Raw genomic sequence first — 22,966 nt, forward strand, 5'->3', positions numbered from 1 at the left:
CTCGGGTGCGTTCACGCCCCTATTTAAGCCCCTGCGGCGTTTGAGCAGCGGGGTGCGGGGCAGAGCCCCGGCCTTTTCGGCCCGACCCCGGCCCCCGCTCACTCTCACAGCACCGCTGAAACCGTCCCCGCCCCCACGGTCCGCCCACCCTCACGGATCGCGAACCCGAGCCCGGCCTCCAGCGGCACGTCCCGCCCCAGCTCCACCGTCATGGCGACGGTCTCACCGGGCCGAGCAATCGCCGCCTCCCCGAGGTCGACATCCCCGACGACGTCCGCCGTACGCAGGTAGAACTGCGGCCGATACCCGGTGACGACAGGCGTCGAGCGGCCACCCTCCGCCGCCGACAACACGTACACCTGCGCGGTGAAGCGCCGCGCGGGCTCGACCGTGCCGGGCTCGGCGACGACGTGCCCGCGCCGCACCGCGTCCCGCGGCACACCACGGAGCAGCAGCGCCACGTTGTCCCCCGCCTGCGCCTCCTCCATCGGCTTGCCGAAGGTCTCGACGCCGGTGACGACGGTCTCGACGTCACCGGCCCCGTAGACCCGCACCCGGTCACCGACCCGCACGCGGCCGCGCTCGACCGCGCCGGTCACCACCGTGCCGCGCCCGCTGATGGTCATCACGTTCTCGACGGACAGCAGGAACGCCGCGTCCACGTACCGCTCCGGCATCGGAACGTACGTGTCCACCGCGTCGAGCAGCGCCTCGATCGACGCCGTCCAACGCGGGTCCCCCTCAAGGGCCTTGAGCCCGGAGACCCGTACGACGGGCACGGAGTCGCCGCCGTACCCGTGCGTGGACAGCAGCTCGCGCACTTCGAGCTCGACCAGGTCGGTGAGCTCCTCGTCTCCCGCGTCCGCCTTGTTGATCGCTACGACGATGTGGTCGACGCCCACCTGCCGGGCGAGCAGCACGTGCTCGGCGGTCTGCGGCATGATCCCGTCGAGCGCCGAGACGACGAGGATCGCCCCGTCGAGCTGGGCGGCGCCCGTGACCATGTTCTTGACGTAATCGGCATGGCCCGGCATATCCACGTGCGCGTAGTGCCGGGTGTCGGTCTCGTACTCGACGTGCGCGATGTTGATGGTGATGCCGCGCTGCGCCTCCTCGGGCGCCTTGTCGATCCGGTCGAACGGTACGAACGTGCCCGCCCCGCGCTCGGCGAGGACCTTGGTGATGGCGGCGGTGAGGGTGGTCTTGCCGTGGTCGACGTGTCCCATGGTGCCGATGTTGAGGTGCGGCTTGGTGCGCACGTATGCCGTCTTGGGCATGGCGATGAGGTCCCTTCGGGAACTTCAGAAAAGCACTGGCCTCCAAGCGGGAGGCGGGGACCCCTGAACCGGACCGACCCTCCCCCTGCGGGGTCCGCCGGAATATCCGGAGAGGGTCAGCTTCGCGCGCCGTCTGCTGCGGCGGCAGCCAGGAGAACGGCAGCCAGAGCTGCGTCCGCGACTGCGGACGTAGCTGCGAGGGTGGCGTGCCGGAACATGAGACAGATCATCGCCGACCGGACGTCGCGGGTCGAATGGTTTTCCGTGCCCCGAGCGGGAGTTATCCGCCTACGTTCTTCAGTGCCTCGCGCACCGAGAGCGGCGCCAGGACGTCCCGGTGGGCGGCGACGAAGGACCGTACGGCGTCGGGGTCGGTCTTGGCGTATTCGCGCAGCGCCCAGCCGATCGCCTTGCGGATGAAGAAGTCGGGGTGTCCGGACTGCCGAAGGCAATACGCGAAGAGCCGGCCGGTGTCGGTGGCGTCCTTGTGGCGGAGCTGGTGCAGGAGCGCGGTCCTCGCCACCCAGAGGTTCTCGTCCTCGATCCAGGCGTCCATGTCGGCGCGCAGCTTCGGGTCGGCCGCGACGAGGCCGCCGACGATGTGCGCCGCCAGGTGATCGACCGTGTCCCACCACGGCACGGTCGTGACCAGTTCGCGTGTGACAGGCAGGAAGCCGGACGTGAGGTGTCGCACGTGGCGGCGCAGGTAGTCGATCGCGAAGTAGGCGTACTCGCGCTCGGGCAGGGCCCAGGAGCGCAGTGCGACGGCGGTGAGGTCGCTCTCGTCGGGGCGCGGCGTCCCGTCGAGCGCGGCCTTGGTCAGCTCCCGGCGCACGGGGGACGTGAGGCCGAGGAAGGGGGCCACATCCTTCATGTACGCGCGCATCTGCGCCGCCCGCTCGGGATCGGCGGCGGCCCCGTACACCTCCGGAAGCCGGGCGAGGAGGGTGTCCGCGAGAACGCTCGGCGGCGGCGCGTTGACGATCACGTGACGCTCCTCGCAACTGGGGCAAGAGTCGAGAAAGTGAGACACAACCTACGGCGATCTTATGTGGGGTTCGGTTAGTCTCCCCGGATGTTCGAGACCGTCCCCGCCCGTCCCGCCGGGCTCGCCGCCCGCCTGGGCCAGGCCGTGCTGTCGCCCTGGTCGCGGCTTTCGCTGCTGGTGCTGCTGCTGGCCGCGGGCGCGACGTGCGTGCTGCTCTTCGAGCCGCAGCAGCTGATCACGCAGGGCTGGCCGCCGCAGGTGAACGGGGCGGCGGCGGTCGTCCTGTTCGCGGTGGCGTACGGGGTGTGCACGGTCGCGTTCGTTCCGAGACCGCTGCTCAACCTGGCGGCGGGCGCCCTGTTCGGCTCCCAGCTGGGGCTGCTCGGCGCGATCGGCGGGACGGTGCTCGGCGCCGGGCTCGCCTTCCTGCTCGGCCGGCTGCTCGGCCAGGACGCACTGCGGCCGCTGGTGCGCGGGCGCTGGCTGAAGGCGGCGGACGGGCAGCTCAGCGAGCACGCCTTCCGGTCGATGCTGGCGGCGCGGCTCTTCCCCGGCGTCCCGTTCTGGGCGGCGAACTACTGCGCGTCGATCTCCAAGATGAGCATCGTGCCGTTCCTGCTCGCCACGGCGCTCGGCTCGATCCCGAACACGGCGGCGTACGTGGTGGCGGGCGCCCGCGCCTCGACGCCGACGTCGCCCATCTTCCTGATCGCTATGGGCTTCATCGTCGTCACGGGGTGCGCGGGCGCGGTCGTGGCGTGGTGCAAGCGTCACCACCTGGGGAAGCAGAAGTCGGACTGACCGGCTCCCCCTTGAGCCCCCTGCCGAGGCGCAGCGTCACCGCGACGGAGGCCACGGCGAGCACGGTCATCGCGGTCGCGGGAGAGGTCGCCTGGGCCAGCGCGCCCGCGAGCACCGCGCCCACTCCCTGCATGGTCAGCATGCCCGCGGTGTGCAGCCCGAGGGCGTGTCCACTCAGGTGCTCCGGGGTCAGCGCCACCAGCCGCTCCTGCAGCAGCAGGCTCGCCGAGAATCCGACGGAGGCGAGGGCGACCGCTGCCGCGGCGAACGGCAGGGCGGGGCGCAGGGCGAACACCAGGTACGGGGCGGCGAGCAGCAGTCGCAGCGGTGCGGCGAGCCTGGCCCGCCATCGGGGCGGCAGGAAGCGGCCGGTGAGGATGTCCCCGGCGAGCATGCCCAGGGCGGCGCTCGCGAGCAGCACGCCCGCGTGCCCGGTGTCGTACGGGACGAACAGGGCCTCGCAGCCGACGATCAGCCCGTTGGGCACCCACAGCGCGAGATAGACGTAGCGGCGCGGGACGGAGGACCACAGGGCGGTGTTGCCGCGCATGGTCTCCCGCAGGGACGGACGCCCGGCGGCGCGCGCCGGACGCCGGGACAGCCCGCACCGCGCGACGACCGCGGCGAGCACGTAGAGCCCGGCGGCGACGAGGAGCGTGCCGCGCGCCGACAGCACGGCGACGAGCAGCCCGCCCAGCGCGTACCCGAGGATCTGGCAGACACCGGCGCTCATGTTGAGCACCGACCGGCCGAGCAGGTAACCGTCGCGGGCGAGGATGTCGGTGAGCAGGCCGTAGCGGACGCCGCCGCCGAGCGCCGAAGGCACGCCCTGGACGAGGACGAGCGCGAGGGCCGCCGCCGTCGGTAGACCGGGCGCCGCCTGCGCCGCCGTGGCGAGTCCGAGGAACAGCGCGAGCCCGACGAGGGCGGCGCGCGGCGGCACCCGGTCCGCGGCGGACAGCAGCGTGAGCGCGCCCATGACCTGGGCCAACGAGGGCCCGAACATGGCGAGCGCGGACAGCAGCGGCGACCCGGTCGAGGCATAGACGAGCGACCCGAGGGCCAGCCCACTGACCGTCTGCCCGGCGACCTGAAGCGAGACGGTGGCGAAGAGGGCGGGGTATTCGGGCGCACGGAACAGATCCCGGTAGGTGTCCATGCGGGGAGGCTGCGGGGCGCGGCGAGCCGGGCGTTAATCTTTCGCGCACCAGCGAAACCAGCACTCCCGAAACAGGGACTCCCGAAACGGGGACTCGCGACACAGGGACTCTCGACACAGGGACTCGCGACACAGGGACTCGCGAAGCCTGCGGAGACAACTGGAGACGAGGGGCGGAGTCATGGGGATCTGGCAGGTGGATGCCGACACCCTCGCGGGGAGTAGGTTCGTCGTGTCGCGGCTCGCCGAGGTGACCGCGAGCCTCAGGAAGCTGGCGGCTCCCGTCGCCGCGCACCCCGGCGAGCGGCGCTGGCTGGACACCCACCTGCCCGCCTACCGCACACGGCTCGCCGCCGAGCCGACGACCGCGCTGCTGCTGGACGCCGCGTTCGGGGCGCGCTGGATCGCCGACTTCATGACGCCCACGCCGGACGGCGTCCACGAGGACGATCTGGCGGACGGCCTCGCGCGGATCCGCGCCACGCCGCCGGCGGCCGTCCGCGCCGACCTCGCGGTCTCCTCACCGGGCCCGCTGCCCGACCCACTCGCCCACGCCGACGACCTCGCGGAGCGCGCCGCGGACCTGCTCGCATGGGTGTGGCGGGAGACGGTTCTGCCGGAGTGGCCGCGCCGCCGCCGGATCATCGAGGCCGATCTCCTCGCCCGGACAAGGGAGTTGACGCGTGGTGGCTGGGCGGCGGCCTTCGGCGGGATGCGCCCCACGATGGGCTGGCTCGGTGAGGGCCGACTCCGCATCAACGCCCACGACCACCCGCCACGGAACATCGCCGGCACCCAACTCCTGTTCGTCCCGGTCACCCCGAAGCAGGGCTGGGTGTCATGGCCGGAACCGGATCCCACGGTCGACCGGTACGCCGTGATCTACCCCTGCGCGGGCGCCCTCGCGGATGCGGACAGGTCGACCCCGCCCGGCGGACTCGCGGCGCTGCTCGGCACGGCCCGCGCCCAGGTCCTCGTCCTCCTCGAACAGCCCCTGACGACCAGCCAGTTGGTGGCCCTCACCGGCCAGGGCCTCGGCTCGGTGGGCCGCCACCTGAAGGTGCTGCACGAAGCCGGCCTCGTACAGCGGCGCAGGGCGGGCCGCTCGGTGCTCTACGTTCGTACGCCGCCGGGGGACACGCTCCTTCGGGCCGGGCGGCCGGGCCTGTAAAGGCTCTGCTCACTCCGTTGTGGCGCTCCCGTCACTTTCGAACGCTACTCTGCCCGACGCGACCCCCCGGGCCCGATGTGACGGGAGTTCGCGCCGCCCCGCCCGGCCCGCGTTCGCGGCCGGTTCCGTCGAGCACCTGGATCGCGTACCCACCTCATGTCCTGGTTCGAATCATTCATCCTCGGGCTCGTCCAGGGGCTCACGGAGTTCCTGCCGGTCTCGTCGAGCGCCCATCTGCGTCTCACGGCCGCGTTCGCGGGCTGGCACGATCCCGGCGCCGCCTTCACGGCGATCACCCAGCTCGGTACCGAGACCGCGGTCGTCATCTACTTCCGCAAGGACATCGCGCGGATCGTCTCGGCATGGTTCAAGTCCCTCACCGACAAGGCGAGTCGGGGCGACCACGACGCGCAAATGGGCTGGCTGGTGATCGTCGGCTCGATCCCGATCGGGGTGCTCGGCGTGACGCTCAAGGACCAGATCGAGGGCCCGTTCCGCGATCTGCGGCTCACCGCGACGACGCTGATCGTCATGGGCGTCGTCCTCGGCATCGCCGACCGGCTCGCGGCCCGCGACGAGACGGGCGGCCGACACCGCGTGGCCCACACCCGCAAGGAACTGAAGGACCTCTCGGTCAAGGACGGCCTGATCTACGGCCTGTGCCAGGCACTCGCCCTCGTCCCGGGCGTCTCCCGCTCGGGCGCCACCATCAGCGGCGGCCTGTTCCTCGGCTACACCCGCGAGTCCGCGGCCCGCTACTCCTTCCTCCTGGCGATCCCGGCGGTCCTGGCCTCCGGCGTCTTCGAGTTGAAGGACGCGAGCGAGGGCGGCCATGTCTCCTGGGGGCCGACGGTCTTCGCGACCCTGATCGCCTTCGGCGTCGGCTACGCGGTGATCGCCTGGCTGATGCGGTTCATCTCGACGCGCAGCTTCATGCCGTTCGTGTACTACCGGATCGCGCTGGGCATCGCCCTGTTCGTGCTGGTGAGCATGGGCGTGCTGAGCCCGCACGCGGCGGAGTCGGCGGGCTGAGCGGGTCCCGGTAAGAAGCTGAGCTGGTCCCGGTAAGAAACAGACCCCGGGAAGAGACCGAGCGCCCCAAGTGTTGTGCCCCACATCACAGTTGGGCCGATTCGGACGGGTGGACGCGGGATGCGAGCGGTGCGGTTTCACGAGTACGGCGGGATCGATGTGCTCCGGGTCGAGGACGTGCCGCGGCCCGTACCGGCCGCCGACCAGGTGCTGGTCGAGGTGCGGGCGGCCGGGATCCAGCCCGGTGAGGTGAGCATTCGGACGGGGTTCCTGCACGAGCGCTGGCCCGCCACGTTCCCGTCCGGGCAGGGCAGCGATCTGGCGGGGGTCGTCGTCGAAGTCGGCTCGCACGTACGGGACTTCGGGGTCGGTGACGAGGTCGTCGGGTTCACGCACCGGCGGGCCAGCCACGCCGAGTACGTCGTCGTCGACGACGTGCACCTCGTGCACCGGCCGGCCGGGCTCTCCTGGGACGTGGCCGGATCCCTGTCCGTCGCCGGGGCCACCGCGTACGCCTGCGTATGGGCCGTGGACCTGCGCCCCGGCGACACGGTCGCGGTGTCCGGCGCGGCGGGCGGCGTCGGGTCGATCGCCGTCCAGCTCGCGCGGCGGCACGGCGTCACCGTCATCGGCCTCGCGAGCGAGTCGAACCACGGCTGGCTGAAGGAGAAGGGCGTGGTCCCGGTCGCGTACGGGGACGGGGTGCGGGAGCGGATCCGGGAGGCCGCGGGCGGCCGGGGCGTCGACGCGTTCATCGACACGTACGGCACCGGATACGTCGAGCTCGCCGTGGAGTTGGGGGTGCGGCCCGAACGCATCAACACGATCCGCGACTGGGCGGTCGCGGGCCGGGTCGGCGCCCGGACCTACGGGGAGGGCGCGGCGGCGAGCGCGGTCGTCCTCGGCGAACTGGCCCGGCTGGCCGCGCGCGACGAACTCGAGGTGCCGATCGCCCGCACCTACCCGCTGGAGCAAGTACAGGACGCTTTCCGCGAGTTGGAGCGACGGCACACCCACGGAAAGATCACGCTCCGGCCATAGGGGTACACGGGTTCACCAGGGCAGGGGCCCCTCCGCGGAGACGTACGTACCCGTCGGCCCGTCGACCCCGACCCGCGCCATCCGCACGATGATCTCGGCGCCCTGCTCGACGCTCTGGACGCCCGTGTTGCCGTTCAGGTCGGTCCTGGTGAAGCCGGGCTCAACGGCGTTGATCCGGATCTCCGGGAAGGCCTTCGCGTACTGCACGGTCAGCATGTTCACGGCGGTCTTGGAGGCCGGGTAGGCGAGGCCGGGGTAACCGGCCGCCGGGTTCCCCGCGTCGGTGGCACCGGCCAGCGAGGCGAGGCCGCTGCTGACGTTGACGACGACGGGGGCGGCGGAGCGGCGCAGCAGCGGCAGGAACGCGTGGGTGACACGGACGGTGCCGAAGACGTTCGTCTCGAACAGCGGGCGCAGGGTGTCGACGGTCTCGTCGGCCGGGAGCACGATGCCGTTGCCGTCGGTGCGGCCCTCGATGCCGGCGTTGTTGATCAGTACGTCGAGGCCGCCCTCGGCCTCGACCGTCTTCGCGGCGGCCGCGACGGAGACATCGTCGGTGATGTCGATGACGACGTGCAGTGCGCCGAGCTCCTCCGCCGTGCGGCGCCCGCGCTCGGGGTCGCGGGCGCCGACGTAGACGGTGTGGCCGGCCTCGACGAGACGGCGGGCGGTTTCGCGGCCGAGGCCCTTGTTGGCGCCGGTGATCAGTGTGGTGGTCATGCGTCCAGGCTGCGCCGGTGGCGGCCCCGCGACCAGCCGTCCCGTCTTCCTGGGACCGGCGATACCAGGAAGATCCGGGCCGGACGCGGCACAGTGGTGGCATGGCACATGCGGAGCTCGGCGCTTTCGGTGACACGGTACGGCGCTGGCGGGACCGGGTCCCGCCGGAGGCCGCGGGGATCGCCGCCGTGGGGCCGCGGCGGGCCGCGGGACTGCGCCGCGAGGAGCTGGCGCTGCTCGCGGGGATCTCGGCGGACTACGTCACCCGGCTCGAACAGGGCCGCGCCACCCACCCCTCCGACCAGGTCGTGGAGGCGCTGGCCCGCGCGCTGCGGCTGACGGACACCGAGCGTGAGCACCTCTTCCGCCTCGCGGGCCTCGCGCCGCCGGGGCTCGAGACGGTGCCGGGCCGGCTCACCCCCAGCGTGCGGCGGCTCCTGGACCGGCTGTCCGGGACACCGGCCGCCGTGTTCGACGCGGCGTGGACGCTGCTGCTCGCGAACCCGTTGTACACGGCGCTGCTCGGCGAGCGCCCTGAGTGGGGCGGCTTCGGGCGCAACGCGGTGTGGTGGACGTTCCTCGGGCCGACGAGCCGGGTCCGCCTGACCTCCGATGAGCGGCAGGCCATGGAGACGGCCGTGGTGTCGGACCTGCGTACGACCGCGAGCCGCTACCCGCTGGACCCGCGCCTGCACACGCTCGTCGACGAACTCCGCACACGCAGCCCGCGCTTCGCCGAACTGTGGGACTCGGGCGCGGTCGGCCGGCACGCCGCCGCACGCAAGACGGTCGACCACCCGGAGATCGGCCCGCTGACGCTGGACTGCGACATTCTCACGGTGGCGGGCGACGATCTGCGCGTCATGCTCTACACGGCCGAGCCCGGCACCGCGGACGCGGACCGCCTGACGCTGCTCGCCACGACGGCGCTGCCGACGCCGGTGGACGCGTGACCCGGCACACGTGACGAGGGACGCGCGACCAGGAGCTCCACCGACTCCTTTACAGCATTGGTCACTTGGTGCTCAGTAACGCTCGCTCAGGGTTCCCAACCGGGCGGCCCGCACGTAGCCTTTGGCACATGCCGTCCGTCAATTCTGGTCCTGTGCGGTCTGCCTCGGAAGTCAACGAGCAGATCCGCGGATTGTGGCTGCGCACCGGTGGCCGGCTCACCGGAGAGCAGCGCGCCGAGTACGCGCTGCTGGTCACGGAGTGGGCCGAAGCGGTGCGCGCGGAGATCGTGGAAGCGGCCTGAACCGCCTCCACACCCCGGCCCGCTCAGCGGCCCCCTGCCACCCGTACCACGGTCCCCGTCGCGTACGACGCGTCCGGTGACAGCAGCCAGGCGATCGCCCCCGCGATCTCCTCGGCCGTCCCCGGGCGCCGCAGCGGGATACCGGGAGCCGCCTCGCGCGCGATGTCGGGCATCCCGCTGGTGGCGTGGATCTCGGTGTCGATGATGCCGGGCGCGACGCCGTTGACCCGCACCCCCACCGGGCCGAGTTCCTGGGCGAGGCCGAGGGTGATCGTGTCCACGGCCGCCTTGGACGCGGCGTAGTGCACGTACTGGCCGGGGCTGCCGAGGGTGGCGGCTCCGGAGGACACGTTCACGATGGCGCCCGCGCCCGCCTCCGTCATGTCGCGCGCGGCGCGGCGGCAGCACAGCAGGACGCCGAGGACGTTGACGTCGAGGACGCGGCGGAAGTCCTCGGTGCGCGCCTCGGCGAAGGGGCCGACCGGCGCGGTGACGCCCGCGTTGTTCACCAGGCCGGTGAGCGGCCCGAGGTGCGCACCCGCCTCGTCGAACATCCGCTCCACGTCCGCCTCTTGCGAGGTGTCGGCCCGCACGACGACACAGCGGGCGCCTGCCTCGCGCACGGCCTCGGCGGTGTGCTCGGCGGCGTCCTTGTCGCTCACGTAGGACAGCGCGACGTCGTGGCCTTCCCGCGCGAGTCGCACGGACGTGGCGGCACCGATGCCCCGGCTGCCGCCGGTGACGAGCGTGATGGGGCGGTTCAAGGGAGCCTCCTGGTCAGAAGTACGGGCCCCCTGACCAGGCAGGCCGGGATGTGGCCACGCGGACGAAGATCATGCCGCGTCGGGGGCACCGTACCAACGCCACTTCCCGCGCCGCTCCATGCCCTCCAGGTCGCCCCGGCCCGTGGCCCACAGCAGCGTCGCCCAGGGCTCGGTGTCAGCGGGGACGTCGGGGAAGAGGCGGTGCAGCGTGCGCGCGCACAGGTCGGCCGGCGGCTCGAACGCGATGCCGAGTCCGAGCGCCAGGTCGTGCGCGTGCACCAGCGTCTCGACGACGCCCATCGCGGCGAAGCCCTCGGGGTCGGAGGCGCCGAAGACGTGGAACCCACGGGCGGTCGCCGGGGTCGAGCGCACCACCGCCGCGAGGATGCCGCCGCCCGCCTCCAGGGCGCCGAGCATGGCGCACGGGCCCGCTTCGAGATCGACGGTAAGGGTGTTCTCCGGCCCTTCGGGCCGGCGCCGGCCGCCGCCCCAGCGCACGTAGTCGTCCGCCAGGGGGCGCAGCGAGCCGATCTGCGCGGCGTAGAAGAAGAGGTCGTCGGCGAGGTGCTCGCCGGTCTCCCAGCACGTCCACGCGAGCGGGCCCGCCGGGGCGTTCCAGTCGGCTTCGGGCGCGGTGCGCAGTGCGGAGACCGCGAGCTCGACGGCCTGGACGACGTCGTCCGCCGTGACGGGGCCTGGCGCCCCGGCCGGGAGTTGCGTGTTCGGGTCAGCAGGCATGGCGCGACGGTAACAGCGCACGCGGCGCACGCCCCAGGAGTTTTCGACCCGGCGGCGCACGCCTCTTGGTTCCGTGCGCCCCGGGCCCGAGACTGAGCCGATGACGCAGCGTGTGGAACTCGCGACCGTCCTCGACCGCCTCGCCGTCGACGAGTTGGTGACGGACTACGCCGCGGCCGTGGACGACGGCGACTGGCCGGCGTACCGCGGCCTGTTCGAACCGGAGGGCCGTGCCGACTACCGGGAGGCGGGCGGGGTGGAGGGCAGCGCCGCGGAGATCGCGCAGTGGCTGTCGACGACGATGGAGCTGTTCCCGATGCGCCAGCACCTGATCGTGAACCGCCGGGTCCGCTTCGACACCGTCGACCGCGACATCGGCGACACGGGCCGCGTCCGGGCCGACTACTTCAACCCGATGCGCTTCGCGGGCGACGGCGACTCGACGGCCCCCGACTTCATCTGCGGCGGCCGGTACGCCTTCGACCTCGTGCGTACGTCCGTCGGTTGGCGGCTGCGCCGGGTGACGGTCTACGAGAAGTGGCGCCGCGTTCCCGAGCGGGCCGCCGCGGGCAGTTGACCCGCCGCCGCCCCCTGCCCGGCGCCCACTGTCGTTGATCGTCGTCGGCGCGCACACTGTAGGCGCGAGGCGATGGCCGTACCAGTACGAGGCGGGAGGCGCGGCGCATGGAGGGGTGGCGGCAGCGGCTCGACACGTCACGGTGGTGGCGCGGCGCCGCGGCGGCCGGCGCGGGCGCCCTGCCCGCGCTCGCGTTCCCGGCGCCCTCCCTGTGGTGGTTCGCGTACGTCGCGCTCGTCCCGTGGATGCTGCTCGCTCGCTCGTCCTGCACGCCGCGCCGGGCGGCGCTGGACGGCTGGCTCGGCGGGCTCGGGTTCATGCTCGCGGTGCATCACTGGCTGCTGCCGAGCCTGCATGTGTTCACGCTCGTCCTCGCGGCGCTGCTCGGCGCGCTGTGGGCGCCGTGGGGCTGGCTGCTGCGCCGCCTTCTGCACGGCCGGCCGACGCCGGGGCAGTCGGCGATCGCGCTCCTCGCCATCCCTTCGGGATGGCTGATGGTCGAACTGGTCCGCTCCTGGGAGGGGTTGGGCGGCCCGTGGGGTCTGCTCGGCTCCAGCCAGTGGCAGGTGCCGCCCGCGCTGCGGCTCGCGTCGGTGGGCGGCGTCTGGCTGCTCAGCCTGCTCGTGGTGGCCGTGAACACCGGCGTGACGCTCCTCCTCGTCGCGCGCGGCGCCCGCGCTCCGGCGGTGGCGGGGCTTGTCGCGACGGTCACGGTCACCGGGGTCGCGTGGGTGTGGGCGCCGCGCCCCGAGACGGACGGGCGGGCCCGGGTCGCGGTGGTGCAGCCGGGCGTGGTCGACGGCCTCGGCAGCATCAAGTCCCGCTTCGACCGGGAGGTGCGGCTGACCCGTCAACTGACGGACCGGGACGTCGATCTCGTGGTGTGGGGCGAGAGCAGCGTCGGCTACGACCTGCCGCGCCGCCCCGACCTCGCCCGCCGGCTCGCCGCGCTCTCCCGCGAGGTGGACGCGGAGATCCTCGTCAACGTCGACGCACGACGCCGAGCCGCCGACGGCTCCGGCCAAGGCATATACAAAACTTCCGTACTCGTCGGCAGGAACGGCCTCACCGGCGACCACTACGACAAAATGCGGCTCGTCCCCTTCGGCGAGTACGTGCCCGCGCGCGAGCTCCTCGGCTGGGCCACCTCGGTCGGCAAGGCGGCGGGCGAGGACCGGATGCGGGGCACGCGGCAGGTCGTGATGGACGTGCGCCACGGTGAGCGAACGCTGCGCGTCGGGCCGCTGGTCTGCTTCGAGTCGGCGTTCCCCGACATGACGCGACAGCTGACGCGGGACGGGGCGCAGGTACTGCTCGCGCAGTCCTCGACGTCGACGTTCCAGCACAGTTGGGCCCCCGAACAACACGCCTCGCTCGCCGCGGTCCGCGCCGCGGAAACGGGCCGCCCGATGGTGCACGCGACCCTGACCGGAGTCTCCGCGGTATACGGCCCGGACGGGACCCGCGCCGGCGCCTGGCTCGCCACCTCGGCAAACACGGCCCACGTCTACGACATACCAACCGCACAGGGCACGACGCTGTACGTCCGCTTCGGCGCCTGGCCGGTACACGGGGCGGTCACGGTGCTGACACTGCTCGCGGCAACCGAAGCCACACGGCGCCTGTCTCTCAAGCCCCTCCGGCGGGTGAGCCGATCAACCCCCTACGGCGGGTGAGCCAATCAAGCCCCTGCGGCGATTGAGCAGCGGGGTCCGGGGCGGAGCCCCGAGTCCGCAACGCCGTCGCCGCCTGGACGATGCGCTCGAGCCCCGCTGAATCACACCCGCCGCGACACCTCACGCACGACCTGCTCACACAACTCATGCGTGGCGAGCGCGTCCCGCGCGCTCAGCACCTTGCCCGCCCGCACCGCGTCAAGGAACCCGAGCACGGCCTGCTCGATCCCCCGCTGGCGAGCGACCGGCACCCAGTCCCCACGCCGCCGCACCGTGGGCTGCCCCTTGTGATCGACCACATCAGAGAGGTTCAACACCTGCCGCTTGGAATCCTGCCCCGACACCTCGAGGATCTCCTCGGTGGAGCCGCTCAACCGGTTCATGACGCCGAGCGCGGTGAAACCGTCACCCGCGAGCTGGAGGACGACATGCTCCAGCAGACCGCCCTCGACGCGGGCACGCACGGTGACATCGTCGACCGGCCCCGGCACGAGGAAGCGCAGGGTATCGACGACGTGGATGAAGTCGTCGAGGACCATCGCACGCGGCTCCTCGGGGAGCCCGACACGGTTCTTCTGCATCAGGATCAGCTCGCGCGGGTGCTCGACGCACTGCGCGTACCCGGGCGCGTAACGGCGGTTGAAGCCGACGGCAAGGCTCACACAGCGCTCCTCGGCGAGCCGTACGAGCCGCTTGGACTCGGCGAGTTCGTAGGCGAGCGGCTTGTCGACGTACGTCGCGACGCCCGCCTCCAGGAGCCGCGTGACGATCTCCGGGTGGGCGACGGTCGGCGCGTGCACGAACGCCGCGTCGAGGCCCTGCGCGAGGAGCGCGTCGAGGTCGGCGTGGCGCTGCGACGCGGGCACGCGGAGCTGGTCCGCGACCTCGGTCAGCGTCGCGGGCGTCCGCGTCTGCAGGTGCAGTTCGAGCGCGGGCTGCGCGCCGAGCACCGGCAGGTACGCCTTCTTGGCGATGTCTCCGAGTCCGATGACGCCGACTTTCACGTCTGTGTGCTCCTGTCCTGTTCCCGCGACGGCCGGGCTGCCGTGCCGGTGCCCTTCCGGGTCCGGGCAGCATACGGGGACGCACTGACACCGGGCTCCCGCCGGGGCGGGCACCAGTCCGCGATGCCGTCCATGCCGCGCAGCAGGAAGCCCGGACCGAGCGCGCCGACGGCGCGGATCACCGAGTTGCGCAGGGCGATCAGGGGCCGGTTCGCGGTGAGGTTGATCCGGCTGACGGTGATCGCCTTGCGCGCGATCGCCGTCGTACGGGGCAGCCGCGCCGCCGTGTAGTCGGACAGATCGAGCGGGGCGTCGGGCGCGGCACGGTGGGCGAGGACGACCGCGTCCTCGATGGCCTGGTTGCCACCCTGGCCGAGGGTCGGCGCCATGGCGTGCGCGGCGTCGCCGAGCAGGGCGACGCGGCCGTAGATTGCCGCCATGGACCTCCCCCTCTCCCGCGCCGACCGAATCGCCGACGCCGCCCTGGCGCTGCTCGCGGAGCGCGGCATGCGCGGGCTGACCCACCGCGCGGTCGACGAGGCGGCGGGGCTGCCCCAGGGCTCGACCTCCAACCACGCGCGCACCCGCCTCGCCCTCCTGGAATCGGCGGTGCGGCGGCTCGCCGTGCACGAGGGACGAGTACTCTCGATCGACGAACTACCGCCCCCCTCGGACGACCTCGCCTCCCTGGTCGACGGCATGGCACTCGCCCTGCACCGCTACCTCACCCGCCACCCGCAGATGCTCGTCTGCCGCTACGAATTGGCCCTGGAGGCGACCCGCAGGCCCGAGCTGCGCACCTTCTTCGACGAGACGGGCCGCCAGTTCCGCGCCCCCCTCACCAACCTGCTCCGAGCGGCGGGCTCACCCTCCCCCGAACGACACACCCTGTCCCTGGTGGCATGGACGGAAGGCATCATGTTCTCCTGCGTGGCAGGCTCCTTCCACACAACCACCCCGACCTTGCCCCAACTACGCCAAGGTTACCGGGAGTTGCTCCAAGGAATGCTCCCCCAATCAAGCCCCTGCGGCGGGTGAGCCGATCAAGCTCCTGCGGCGATTGAGCAGACCTTTCAAGCCCCTGCGGGGCTTCGCCTTTCAAGCCCCCGCGGGGCTTGGTATTTCAAGCCCCTGCGACGATTGAGCAGGCATTTCAAGCCCCTGCGGCGATTGAGCAGCGGGGTCCGGGGCAGAGCCCCGCGACGTGTGCGAACCTCCCGCCTACGCCCCACTCCGCTGCGGCCCCAACGGCTCCCCACCGCCCCCCTCCCCCGGCTCCACCACACCCGCCCCCATCAACCCCACCCGCTCCTCCAACCGCGCAAGCGCCGCCCGCACCCCATCCCCATACCCGTCATCCCCCAACGCCCCCGCCACCGCACGCGCCCGCGCCAGGTGACTGCGAGCCGCCCCGGGCCGATCCAACTTCACATAGTCCGCCGCCAAGTTGAGATGCAGCGACGGATAGAACGCCTGCAAGGCCAGCGACGACTCGTGCTCCGCGAGCCGCTCCTGCGTGAGCGAATCCGCGGCGGACAACGCCCGCAGGTCCCAGGCCAGCTCGTCCGACGGCTCGTCCTGCGTGTCGGCCATGTAGTGCGCGAGCGTGCAGCGGTGCAGCGGGTCGCCGGCCTCCCCGATCTCCGCCCACAGGCCGAGGAAGCGCTCCTGCGCCTCCTCGCGGTCACCGCCGTGATGCAGCATGACCGCCTGCCCGATGCGGCTCATCATGGCGTCGTCCGACGCCTGTTCACGCTGCTGTGCCACTGTCTCCTCCAAGCCCGGCCGCCCGGCACGCCCCGCGCGCGCCCGACCACGATGTCCGATCCGACGACGCTAACCGGCGGCACTGACAATCCAGCTCAAGCGCGTCCCCCGCGAGCCGGGCCGGGCCGGGCCCGCCCGGGCTCAGCCCAGGTCCGGAACGGTCCAGTCGATCGGCGGGTGGCCCTGCGCGGCGATCGCCTCGTTGATCTGCGTGAACGGCTGCGAGCCGAAGAACTTCCGCGCCGACAGCGGCGAGGGGTGCGCGCCCTTCACCACCGCGTGCCGCCCGGTGTCGATGAGCGGCAGCTTCTTCTGCGCGTAGTTCCCCCACAGCACGAACACCGCCGGGTCCGCCCGCTGGACGACGGCGTGGATCACCGCGTCCGTGAACTTCTCCCAGCCCTTGCCCTTGTGCGAGTTGGCCTCACCGGCCCGCACCGTGAGCACCGCGTTGAGCAGCAGCACGCCCTGCTCGGCCCACGGCATCAGATACCCGTTGTCGGGGATCGGGGTGCCGAGCTCGGCCTGCATCTCCTTGTAGATGTTGCGCAGCGAGGGCGGCGTCTTCACGCCGGGCCGCACCGAGAAGCACAGTCCGTGCCCCTGCCCCTCGCCGTGGTACGGGTCCTGGCCGAGGACGAGCACCTTCACCTTGTCGTAGGGCGTCGCGTCGAGCGCGGCGAAGACCTGCTCGCGCGGCGGGTAGACGGGACCTCTCGCGCGCTCCTCCTCGACGAACTCGGTGAGCTCCTTGAAGTAGGGCTTCTGCAGTTCGCCGCCGAGGACGCCGCGCCAGGATTCGGGCAGCATCGCGGTGTCGGTCACGTCAACAACCTCCGGGGTACGGGCCTGTGCTTCAACACCCAGAAACCTACCGGCGCCCACTGACAATCCGCGCCCGCCCCAGCACGGACGGGGGTCACCAGCTCGTCTTGCGGTGCAGCTCCCACATCATCATGATCGTCGACGGGTCGAGGGCCCGCTCGCCGCCCGAGATCTCCTCGCTCGCGGCGATGAACTGCTTGCCCTGCCACAGCGGCAGCAGCCGCGCGTCCCGCACCATGATGTGCTGGGCCTGCTCGAACTGCCGCACCACGACGCCCCGGTCGCGCTGCTTGCGGGACTGCGGAAGCAGCTTGTCGGTGATCTCGGGCGAGACGTACGGCGTGCTCAGGGCGTTCTTCTCGCCCACGAAGGGTGCGATGAAGTTGTCCGCGTCGGGGAAGTCGGGGAACCAGCCGCGCCCGAACACCGGATACTCGCCCTTCTTGTATCCCTGTTCGAACGACTTCCAGGGACGACTCTTGAGCGTGACCTTGAAGAGCTTCGACGCCTCCAACTGCCGCTTGATCTCGGCGAATTCGGGCGCGGTCGCGGAGCCGTAGCGGTCGGAGGCGTACCAGAGCGTGAGCGGGACAGGAGCGTTGATGCCCGCCTTCGTAAGGATCCCGGCCGCTTTCGCGGAGCTCGGGTCGTTGAACTCGTCGAAGTAGTCCGTGGTGTGGCCCGCGAGGCCCCTGGGAACCATCGAGTACAGCGGTTCCACGGTGTTCGCGTACACCTTCTCCGCGATCGCCCCGCGGTCGACGATCTGGGCGACCGCCCGGCGCACCGCGCTCTTGCCCGCCCACGGGTCCTTGGGGTTGAACACGAGATAGCTGATCTCCATGCCCGCGCCCTCGACGAGCTGCAGGTCGCCCGCGCCCTGCTTGTCCTGGAGGTCCACGATGTCGTCGGCCGCGAGACCACGGAAGGTCGCGTCGATCTTCTTCGTCTTCAGGGCGCCGACCATCGCGGACGACGTCTTGAAGTAGCGGATCGTCACCGCGTCGTTCTTGCGGTCCGCGAAGCCCTGGTAGTTGTCGTTGCGCACGAGTTCGGCCTTGCGGCCGTCGGCGTACGACGTGAGCGTGTACGGCCCCGAACCCATCACCTTGCCGTCCGTGCGCCCGGACTTCGCGGGATACGAGGAGGGGTCGACGATCGACATGGCGGGAGTGGAGAGCACGAACGGGAAGGTGGCGTCCGGCTTGGTGAGCCGGAACGTTACGCCACGATCACCCTGCGTCTCCACGCGGTCGAGGCTGCCCAGCAGCCCCGCGGGCCCGCCGCCCCCACCGACCCTGCGGACCCGGTCGATGGAGTACTTCACGGCTTTCGCGTCGAGCGCCTCCCCGTTGGAGAACTTCATGTCCTCGCGCAGCTCGCAGTGGTAGACGCGGTTGGCGGAGTCCTCGAATCGGCACTCGGCCGCGTCCGCCTGCGGTTCGGCGGCGCCCGAAGGCAACGACACCAGCGTCTGGTAGACGTTGCGGAACAGTTCCCACGAGCCGTCCCAGGACATCGCGGGGTCCAGCGTGCTCGGCACACTGGTGGTGCCCACGACGATGGGCCGCTCGTCGGAATCCTCGCCCGAATTCATCAGCCCGCATCCGGTGAGCAGGGTCATCGACGCGAATGCCGCCCACACACGAGGGGCAGGGAAACGGTTGAACACGCGCTCGCTCCTCGATCAGCCGTGCCAGGTCGGCAGACAATATCGCAGCGCCCCGCCGGTTCAACTGCTTGAAACGACGGGGCACTTCACGAGCGGGGCCCTTTGTGGAACGTTGTCGCGCAACGCCCGGAATCTCACCCAGGGGCGGGCCGGCCCCGGGGCCTATTCGACGCCGGCGTTGAGGAACTTGCCGCCGTCCACCACGAGGTTCTGTCCGGTGATCCAGCCGGACTGCTCGGAGGTGAGGAACGCGGCGGCGCCCCCGATGTCCGCCGGCACACCGAGCCGGCCCATCGGGTACGTGGCCGCGACCTCGGCCTCCCGGCCCTCGTACAGGGCGGACGCGAACTTGGTCTTCACCACCGCCGGGGCGATCGAGTTGACCCGCACCACCGGCGCGAACTCGTGCGCCAGCTGGAGCGTCAGGTTGACCATGGCGGCCTTGCTGATGCCGTACGCGCCGATGAACGGCGAGGCGGAGACGCCCGCCACGGACGCGATGTTGACGATCGCGCCGCCGTTCTCCTTCTGCCACGCCTTCCACGTCTGCTGCGCGAAGCCGAGCGCGGAGACGACGTTGGTCTCGAAGACCTTGCGCGCCACGTTCAGGTCGAGCTCGGCGATCGGGCCGAACACCGGGTTCGTACCGGCGTTGTTGACGAGGAAGTCGACGCGGCCGAACGCCTCCATGGTGCGCTCGACGGCGGCGGCCTGGTGCGCCTCGTCGTGCGCCTTGCCCGCTACGTAGATGGCGCGGTCGGAACCGAGCTGCTCGACGGCCTCCTTGAGGGCGTCCTCGCCGCGTCCGGTGACGCAGACGCGGTCGCCGCGCGCGATCAGGGCCTCGGCGATGCCGTAGCCGATGCCGCGGCTCGCGCCCGTGACGAGCGCGACCCTGCCGGAGGGCTCCGGGAGTTCAGAAGTGGTCATGTCCGTGTCCCCCGGCCTCAGTTGAGCGGGCCGCCGGCCACGTACATGACCTGGCCCGAGACGAAGCCGGCCGCCTCACCGGTGAAGAAGGCGATGGCGTTGGCGATGTCCTCCGGACGGCCCACGCGCTGCACCGGGATCTGGGTGGCGGCCGCGGCCTGGAAGTCCTCGAAGCCCATGCCGACGCGCTCGGCGGTGGCCGCCGTCATGTCGGTGACGATGAAGCCGGGCGCCACGGAGTTGGCGGTGACGCCGAACTTGCCGAGCTCCTTGGCGAGGGTCTTCGTGAAGCCCTGCAGGCCGGCCTTGGCGGCCGAGTAGTTGACCTGGCCGCGGTTGCCGAGCGCCGAGGACGACGACAGGTTCACGATGCGGCCGAACTTGGCGTCCACCATGTGCTTCTGGACGGCCTTGGACATCAGGAACGCACCGCGCAGGTGCACGTTCATGACCGTGTCCCAGTCATTGGCGCTCATCTTGAACAGCAGGTTGTCGCGCAGCACGCCCGCGTTGTTCACGAGGATCGTGGGGGCGCCGAGCTCCTCGGCGATGCGCGCGACGGCGGCCTCGGTCTGCGCCTCGTCGGAGACGTCGCAGCCGACGGCAAGGGCCTTGCCACCGGCGGCGGTGATCTTCTCGACGGTGTCCTTGCAGGCGGCCTCGTCGAGGTCGATCACGGCTACGGCGCGGCCCTCTTCGGCCAGACGGATCGCGGTGGCGGCGCCGATGCCGCGCGCGGCTCCCGTGACGATCGCTACGCGCTGCTCAGTGGTGGACATGCTCTTCGGTCTCCTCGCCCTAGAGGTGCGGCCGCTCCGCCCGGTGCGGGTGAGCAACCGCTTAGTACCCTGTGCGTGTGACGCTAGAAGCCCTGACACCCGGTGTCAACGTGCCCACCAGGTGCCGCTGATCACTAGCGAGCCCTGACCCCGCGCGTTCAGCGCACCAGCAGGTCGAGCAGGCGCTCCGCCTCGGCGGCCGGGTCCGCGGTCAGTCCGGTGTGCACGGGGCCGGGCTGCACCACGGTCGAGCGCGGCGCGACGAGCCAGCGGTAGCGCCGCCCGGCGTCGTCCTCGGCCGCCTGCCCCGCGCCGTCTCCCCCGCGGCAGTGCCGCTCCACGGCGGCAAGGACGGCGCGCACGCCGGTCACGTCCGCCTCGGGGTCGAGCGCGAGCAGCCGCTTCTCGTCGAGGTGGGTGAGGGCCGTGACGAAGGACTTGGCGCGGCAGTACACGACGACACCGGCGTTGATCTGCTCCCCGCGTTCGATGCTGGGCACGATGCGCAGCAGGGCGTACTCGAAGACGTCGCGCTCGCTCACTGGTCCGCTCCTTCGGTCACCCAGCCGGTCGTTGGCGCGGTCCGGGCTGCGCCGCGCGGCAGGTCGATGCGCTCGTGGACGGTGGCGGCACGCTCCGCCAGCAGCTCGACGTACGCCCGCCGCACCGCGTCGGGGTCGTCGAACCCCGGCTCGTCGGCGAGCCACACGTCGGGCACGTCGGCGGCGGCCCGCGCGAGCAGTTCCTCCGTGACGCGCGGGGCGAGTTCGGCGGCGGCCGCGGCGACATCGGGTCCGAACGGGGCGAGGGCGTGGTCGGTGGCGTCGTACCGCTTGGCCGCCCAGGCCGCCGCGCCGCGCCAGTTGTGGTGCCAGATCATGCTCGCGCCATGGTCGATGAGCCACAGCTCGCCGCCCTGGACCAGCATGTTGGGGTTGCGCCAGGACCGGTCGACGTTGTTGATCAGCGCGTCGAACCAGACGATCCGGCCCGCCTCCACCGAATCGACGACGTACGCGAGGGGGTCGAAGCCGAGCGCCCGCGGCAGGAACCGCATGCCGAGGTTGGTGCCGCCGCTCCGCTTGAGCAGCTCCTGCACCTCCTGGTCGGGCTCGCCGAGGCCGATCACCGGGTCCAGGTCGAGCGTGACGAGCCCCGGTACACGAAAGCCGAGCGCGCGCGCCAACTGGCCGCAGATCACCTCGGCGACGAGCGTCTTTCGCCCCTGCCCCGCGCCGGTGAACTTCATGGCGTACGGGACGAGATCGTCACCCTCGACGAGACCGGGAAGCGACCCGCCTTCCCGCAATGGGGTGACGTAGCGGGTCGCGGCGACCTGTGTCAACACTTTCGAAGGCTCCATGGTTCGATTGCCTTACATTCCATGACAGGCTCAAGTTTGGCGCGCCCCCGACAGAGGCCCCCAGATCAGCCCTGGGGAGAATCTGGGGAGTTCCGTCCGGCATCCTCGTGCCCCAAACTCCCCAGCAGCCCATCGATGGCGGCATGCCCCTTACTCCCCGCCTTCGGCATCAAGTGAGCATAGTAACGAAGCGTGACACCAGGGGACGAGTGTCCGAGCCATCGCGCCAGCGTCACCACGGACTCCCCCACCTCCGACATGGCCGAAGCCTAGGTGTGCCGCAGCACACGGAAGCCGTCCTTCGGCGCAGCCACCCACTCCCATTGCTTCGCACCCTTCGCGCGCAGCGGGATGACGCCAGCCTCAGCGGTCGCCGCTGGAAGCTCTTCGAGGTGACCCATGCGTTGCAGGGACAACGAGCCGACCAGGGCCTAGAGGGTCTCGGAGTCCGGCCCTTCCATGAAGAGAGCACTCACACCTGCGCGTAACCACCGTCGGCGAAGAACTCGGCACCATTGACGAAACTCGACGCGTCCGAGGCAAGGAACGTCGTCACGGCGGCGATCTCCTCGGGTTCGGCGAGCCTGCCAAGAGGGACTTCACCTTCTGCTTGCTCGAGAACCTCGGGCGGGACCAGCTCAAGCAGGCCAGGGGTGCGTGTACCACCCGGGGATACGACGTTGACCCGAAAGCCATGCGCGCGCGAGCTGTGGGCCCAACCGCGGGCCAGATTGCGGACCGCGGCCTTCGTCGCTCCGTAGACCTCGAGTCCCGGGTCAGGCCGTGTCCCGGCGGTCGATCCCGTCAGGATCACCGAAGCGTTTGTACTGAGCAGCGGCAGCGCTAGTTGCAGGGTGAAGATCGTTCCCTTGACGTTGGTGGCGAACAGCGAGTCGATCAGTTCCTCGGTCACCTCGCCGAACGGAGCTGCGGTGCCGATGCCGGCGTTGGCGACCAGCACGTCGATGTGGCCGGCCTGGTCGCGCACGGTGCTGTAGAACGCGTCGAGGTCCGAGGGCACCGAAACATCACAGACCACGCCAGTTACGGCGGGTCCGAGTTCGGCGGCCGCGGCGTCGAGCGCGTCCTTGCGGCGACCGGTGATGAAAACCCTGGCGCCCTCGTCGCGGAATGCGCGTGCGGTCGCGAATCCGATGCCGCCACTACCCCCGGTAACCACGGCAACCTTGCCCGTGAGTGACTTACTCATTCTTCTCACCTCGTTGATTGACTGCCCCCGACAGTCGCAACGCTAATAGTTACGACAACTTGTTGCAACTATAGTTGTTACGACTTCACTGTCGTAACATAACTCGTTGCGGCTAAGAGGAGAGGAGGAGCCCATGAGCGCCAACAGCAGGCTGACCATCGCCGCCCACGCGCTGGCCTGGATCGGCCTCTACCAGCGCCAGGGCCACGAGGTCGCC

The 22,966-nt window shown here is 71.3% G+C and carries 26 protein-coding genes and 1 pseudogene; 10 read left to right on the forward strand and 17 right to left on the reverse strand.

What is annotated here, in order from left to right; all coding sequences use genetic code 11:
* Window positions 1-104: 104 nt before the first annotated feature.
* Together tuf and ABT004_RS29625 are read right to left on the reverse strand one after the other, a co-directional pair.
* The gene (gene tuf / locus ABT004_RS29620; RefSeq protein WP_351342782.1) at window positions 105-1,277 is read right to left on the reverse strand and encodes an elongation factor Tu; all 1,173 of its coding nucleotides are present in this window, start codon (window positions 1,275-1,277) and stop codon (window positions 105-107) included.
* Between the two features lie 280 nt (window positions 1,278-1,557).
* Window positions 1,558-2,265: a DNA alkylation repair protein gene (locus tag ABT004_RS29625; RefSeq protein WP_351342784.1), complete on the reverse strand. Its 708-nt coding sequence runs from the start codon at window positions 2,263-2,265 to the stop codon at window positions 1,558-1,560.
* Window positions 2,266-2,352: 87 nt separating this feature from the next.
* On the opposite strand from ABT004_RS29625, the gene ABT004_RS29630 reads away from it, so the two are divergent.
* Complete coding sequence (locus ABT004_RS29630; RefSeq protein ID WP_351342786.1) at window positions 2,353-3,066, forward strand: TVP38/TMEM64 family protein; 714 nt, start codon at window positions 2,353-2,355, stop codon at window positions 3,064-3,066.
* On the opposite strand, the gene ABT004_RS29635 is transcribed toward ABT004_RS29630, so the two are convergent.
* Complete coding sequence (locus tag ABT004_RS29635) at window positions 2,996-4,225, reverse strand: MFS transporter (protein WP_351342788.1); 1,230 nt, start codon at window positions 4,223-4,225, stop codon at window positions 2,996-2,998. The two genes, ABT004_RS29630 and ABT004_RS29635, sit on opposite strands and share 71 nt — an antisense overlap.
* 181 nt (window positions 4,226-4,406) lie before the next feature.
* Between ABT004_RS29635 and ABT004_RS29640 the strand changes: the two genes are divergently transcribed.
* The 3 genes from ABT004_RS29640 (at window position 4,407) to ABT004_RS29650 (ending at window position 7,469) form a co-directional block, all read left to right on the forward strand.
* Entirely contained in the window at window positions 4,407-5,396 is a 990-nt protein-coding gene (locus tag ABT004_RS29640; RefSeq protein ID WP_351342790.1) for an ArsR/SmtB family transcription factor, read from the forward strand.
* Window positions 5,397-5,552: 156 nt separating this feature from the next.
* Window positions 5,553-6,428: an undecaprenyl-diphosphate phosphatase gene (locus ABT004_RS29645; RefSeq protein ID WP_351342792.1), complete on the forward strand. Its 876-nt coding sequence runs from the start codon at window positions 5,553-5,555 to the stop codon at window positions 6,426-6,428.
* A gap of 120 nt (window positions 6,429-6,548) precedes the next feature.
* Window positions 6,549-7,469, forward strand: a complete 921-nt coding sequence (locus tag ABT004_RS29650) for an NADP-dependent oxidoreductase (RefSeq protein WP_351342794.1) — start codon at window positions 6,549-6,551, stop codon at window positions 7,467-7,469.
* A gap of 12 nt (window positions 7,470-7,481) precedes the next feature.
* On the opposite strand, the gene ABT004_RS29655 is transcribed toward ABT004_RS29650, so the two are convergent.
* Entirely contained in the window at window positions 7,482-8,189 is a 708-nt protein-coding gene (locus ABT004_RS29655) for an SDR family NAD(P)-dependent oxidoreductase (RefSeq protein ID WP_351342796.1), read from the reverse strand.
* Between the two features lie 101 nt (window positions 8,190-8,290).
* On the opposite strand from ABT004_RS29655, the gene ABT004_RS29660 reads away from it, so the two are divergent.
* Both ABT004_RS29660 and ABT004_RS29665 read left to right on the forward strand, forming a co-directional pair.
* Window positions 8,291-9,142, forward strand: a complete 852-nt coding sequence (locus ABT004_RS29660) for a helix-turn-helix transcriptional regulator (RefSeq protein WP_351342798.1) — start codon at window positions 8,291-8,293, stop codon at window positions 9,140-9,142.
* A 128-nt stretch (window positions 9,143-9,270) separates the two neighbouring features.
* The gene (locus ABT004_RS29665; RefSeq protein WP_351342799.1) at window positions 9,271-9,444 is read left to right on the forward strand and encodes a hypothetical protein; all 174 of its coding nucleotides are present in this window, start codon (window positions 9,271-9,273) and stop codon (window positions 9,442-9,444) included.
* A gap of 23 nt (window positions 9,445-9,467) precedes the next feature.
* On the opposite strand, the gene ABT004_RS29670 is transcribed toward ABT004_RS29665, so the two are convergent.
* Window positions 9,468-10,208 carry an SDR family NAD(P)-dependent oxidoreductase gene (locus ABT004_RS29670; RefSeq protein WP_351342801.1) on the reverse strand — a complete coding sequence of 247 codons (741 nt, stop codon included), beginning with the start codon at window positions 10,206-10,208 and terminating at the stop codon, window positions 9,468-9,470.
* A 69-nt stretch (window positions 10,209-10,277) separates the two neighbouring features.
* Entirely contained in the window at window positions 10,278-10,946 is a 669-nt protein-coding gene (locus ABT004_RS29675) for a hypothetical protein (protein WP_351342803.1), read from the reverse strand.
* Between the two features lie 100 nt (window positions 10,947-11,046).
* Here ABT004_RS29675 and ABT004_RS29680 point away from each other — a divergent pair, with 100 nt between their 5' ends.
* Window positions 11,047-11,523 (forward strand): nuclear transport factor 2 family protein, encoded by a 477-nt coding sequence (locus tag ABT004_RS29680; RefSeq protein ID WP_351342805.1) that lies wholly within the window; start codon window positions 11,047-11,049, stop codon window positions 11,521-11,523.
* Between the two features lie 107 nt (window positions 11,524-11,630).
* On the forward strand, window positions 11,631-13,199 hold the full coding sequence (gene lnt, locus ABT004_RS29685; protein WP_351342807.1) for an apolipoprotein N-acyltransferase: 1,569 nt from the start codon (window positions 11,631-11,633) through the stop codon (window positions 13,197-13,199).
* Between the two features lie 101 nt (window positions 13,200-13,300).
* Here the strand turns inward: lnt and ABT004_RS29690 are convergent, their stop codons facing one another.
* Window positions 13,301-14,203 carry a Gfo/Idh/MocA family protein gene (locus ABT004_RS29690; protein ID WP_351342809.1) on the reverse strand — a complete coding sequence of 301 codons (903 nt, stop codon included), beginning with the start codon at window positions 14,201-14,203 and terminating at the stop codon, window positions 13,301-13,303.
* Window positions 14,200-14,643, reverse strand: coding sequence for an FAD-dependent monooxygenase (locus ABT004_RS29695; RefSeq protein ID WP_451193321.1), 444 nt, complete (start codon window positions 14,641-14,643; stop codon window positions 14,200-14,202). The genes ABT004_RS29690 and ABT004_RS29695 overlap by 4 nt, the downstream gene beginning before the upstream one ends.
* On the opposite strand from ABT004_RS29695, the gene ABT004_RS29700 reads away from it, so the two are divergent.
* Window positions 14,642-15,241: a TetR/AcrR family transcriptional regulator gene (locus tag ABT004_RS29700; protein ID WP_351342811.1), complete on the forward strand. Its 600-nt coding sequence runs from the start codon at window positions 14,642-14,644 to the stop codon at window positions 15,239-15,241. The genes ABT004_RS29695 and ABT004_RS29700 overlap by 2 nt on opposite strands.
* 183 nt (window positions 15,242-15,424) lie before the next feature.
* Here ABT004_RS29700 and ABT004_RS29705 read toward each other — a convergent pair whose 3' ends face one another.
* The 9 genes from ABT004_RS29705 to ABT004_RS29745 all read right to left on the reverse strand — a co-directional run bounded on the left by ABT004_RS29705 (window position 15,425) and on the right by ABT004_RS29745 (window position 22,749).
* The gene (locus tag ABT004_RS29705) at window positions 15,425-15,970 is read right to left on the reverse strand and encodes a hypothetical protein (protein WP_351342813.1); all 546 of its coding nucleotides are present in this window, start codon (window positions 15,968-15,970) and stop codon (window positions 15,425-15,427) included.
* Between the two features lie 141 nt (window positions 15,971-16,111).
* Window positions 16,112-16,795, reverse strand: a complete 684-nt coding sequence (gene ung, locus ABT004_RS29710; RefSeq protein WP_351342815.1) for a uracil-DNA glycosylase — start codon at window positions 16,793-16,795, stop codon at window positions 16,112-16,114.
* Between the two features lie 94 nt (window positions 16,796-16,889).
* Window positions 16,890-18,467: an ABC transporter substrate-binding protein gene (locus ABT004_RS29715; protein WP_451193324.1), complete on the reverse strand. Its 1,578-nt coding sequence runs from the start codon at window positions 18,465-18,467 to the stop codon at window positions 16,890-16,892.
* A gap of 162 nt (window positions 18,468-18,629) precedes the next feature.
* On the reverse strand, window positions 18,630-19,397 hold the full coding sequence (locus ABT004_RS29720; RefSeq protein WP_351342817.1) for an SDR family oxidoreductase: 768 nt from the start codon (window positions 19,395-19,397) through the stop codon (window positions 18,630-18,632).
* Window positions 19,398-19,414: 17 nt separating this feature from the next.
* Window positions 19,415-20,176 carry a 3-oxoacyl-ACP reductase FabG gene (fabG, locus tag ABT004_RS29725; protein ID WP_351342819.1) on the reverse strand — a complete coding sequence of 254 codons (762 nt, stop codon included), beginning with the start codon at window positions 20,174-20,176 and terminating at the stop codon, window positions 19,415-19,417.
* Between the two features lie 158 nt (window positions 20,177-20,334).
* Window positions 20,335-20,718 (reverse strand): DUF3037 domain-containing protein, encoded by a 384-nt coding sequence (locus ABT004_RS29730; protein ID WP_351342821.1) that lies wholly within the window; start codon window positions 20,716-20,718, stop codon window positions 20,335-20,337.
* Window positions 20,715-21,524, reverse strand: coding sequence for a HipA family kinase (locus tag ABT004_RS29735; RefSeq protein WP_351342823.1), 810 nt, complete (start codon window positions 21,522-21,524; stop codon window positions 20,715-20,717). The genes ABT004_RS29730 and ABT004_RS29735 overlap by 4 nt, the downstream gene beginning before the upstream one ends.
* A gap of 284 nt (window positions 21,525-21,808) precedes the next feature.
* Window positions 21,809-21,940: a hypothetical protein gene (locus tag ABT004_RS29740; protein ID WP_351342825.1), complete on the reverse strand. Its 132-nt coding sequence runs from the start codon at window positions 21,938-21,940 to the stop codon at window positions 21,809-21,811.
* Window positions 21,941-22,011: 71 nt separating this feature from the next.
* A complete protein-coding gene (locus tag ABT004_RS29745) occupies window positions 22,012-22,749 on the reverse strand; it encodes an SDR family NAD(P)-dependent oxidoreductase (protein ID WP_351342827.1) in 738 nt (245 codons plus the stop codon).
* Between the two features lie 133 nt (window positions 22,750-22,882).
* Here ABT004_RS29745 and ABT004_RS29750 point away from each other — a divergent pair.
* Window positions 22,883-22,966 (forward strand): annotated as a pseudogene (locus tag ABT004_RS29750) (Rrf2 family transcriptional regulator); the annotation flags it as partial.

Source organism: Streptomyces sp. NPDC002790, assembly GCF_040295505.1.
GTDB lineage: Bacteria > Actinomycetota > Actinomycetes > Streptomycetales > Streptomycetaceae > Streptomyces.

Coding starts and splice junctions, on each gene's coding strand:
- ABT004_RS29640 (WP_351342790.1), top strand. CDS start 4,407: ATGGGGATCTGGCAGGTGGATGCCGACACCCTCGCGGGGAGTAGGTTC.
- ABT004_RS29700 (WP_351342811.1), top strand. CDS start 14,642: ATGGACCTCCCCCTCTCCCGCGCCGACCGAATCGCCGACGCCGCCCTG.
- ABT004_RS29660 (WP_351342798.1), top strand. CDS start 8,291: ATGGCACATGCGGAGCTCGGCGCTTTCGGTGACACGGTACGGCGCTGG.
- ABT004_RS29630 (WP_351342786.1), top strand. CDS start 2,353: ATGTTCGAGACCGTCCCCGCCCGTCCCGCCGGGCTCGCCGCCCGCCTG.
- ABT004_RS29655 (WP_351342796.1), bottom strand. CDS start 8,189: ATGACCACCACACTGATCACCGGCGCCAACAAGGGCCTCGGCCGCGAA.
- ABT004_RS29665 (WP_351342799.1), top strand. CDS start 9,271: ATGCCGTCCGTCAATTCTGGTCCTGTGCGGTCTGCCTCGGAAGTCAAC.
- ABT004_RS29720 (WP_351342817.1), bottom strand. CDS start 19,397: ATGACCACTTCTGAACTCCCGGAGCCCTCCGGCAGGGTCGCGCTCGTC.
- ABT004_RS29740 (WP_351342825.1), bottom strand. CDS start 21,940: ATGGGTCACCTCGAAGAGCTTCCAGCGGCGACCGCTGAGGCTGGCGTC.
- ABT004_RS29680 (WP_351342805.1), top strand. CDS start 11,047: ATGACGCAGCGTGTGGAACTCGCGACCGTCCTCGACCGCCTCGCCGTC.
- ABT004_RS29745 (WP_351342827.1), bottom strand. CDS start 22,749: ATGAGTAAGTCACTCACGGGCAAGGTTGCCGTGGTTACCGGGGGTAGT.
- fabG (WP_351342819.1), bottom strand. CDS start 20,176: ATGTCCACCACTGAGCAGCGCGTAGCGATCGTCACGGGAGCCGCGCGC.
- lnt (WP_351342807.1), top strand. CDS start 11,631: ATGGAGGGGTGGCGGCAGCGGCTCGACACGTCACGGTGGTGGCGCGGC.
- ABT004_RS29675 (WP_351342803.1), bottom strand. CDS start 10,946: ATGCCTGCTGACCCGAACACGCAACTCCCGGCCGGGGCGCCAGGCCCC.
- tuf (WP_351342782.1), bottom strand. CDS start 1,277: ATGCCCAAGACGGCATACGTGCGCACCAAGCCGCACCTCAACATCGGC.
- ABT004_RS29695 (WP_451193321.1), bottom strand. CDS start 14,643: ATGGCGGCAATCTACGGCCGCGTCGCCCTGCTCGGCGACGCCGCGCAC.
- ABT004_RS29645 (WP_351342792.1), top strand. CDS start 5,553: ATGTCCTGGTTCGAATCATTCATCCTCGGGCTCGTCCAGGGGCTCACG.
- ABT004_RS29650 (WP_351342794.1), top strand. CDS start 6,549: ATGCGAGCGGTGCGGTTTCACGAGTACGGCGGGATCGATGTGCTCCGG.
- ABT004_RS29635 (WP_351342788.1), bottom strand. CDS start 4,225: ATGGACACCTACCGGGATCTGTTCCGTGCGCCCGAATACCCCGCCCTC.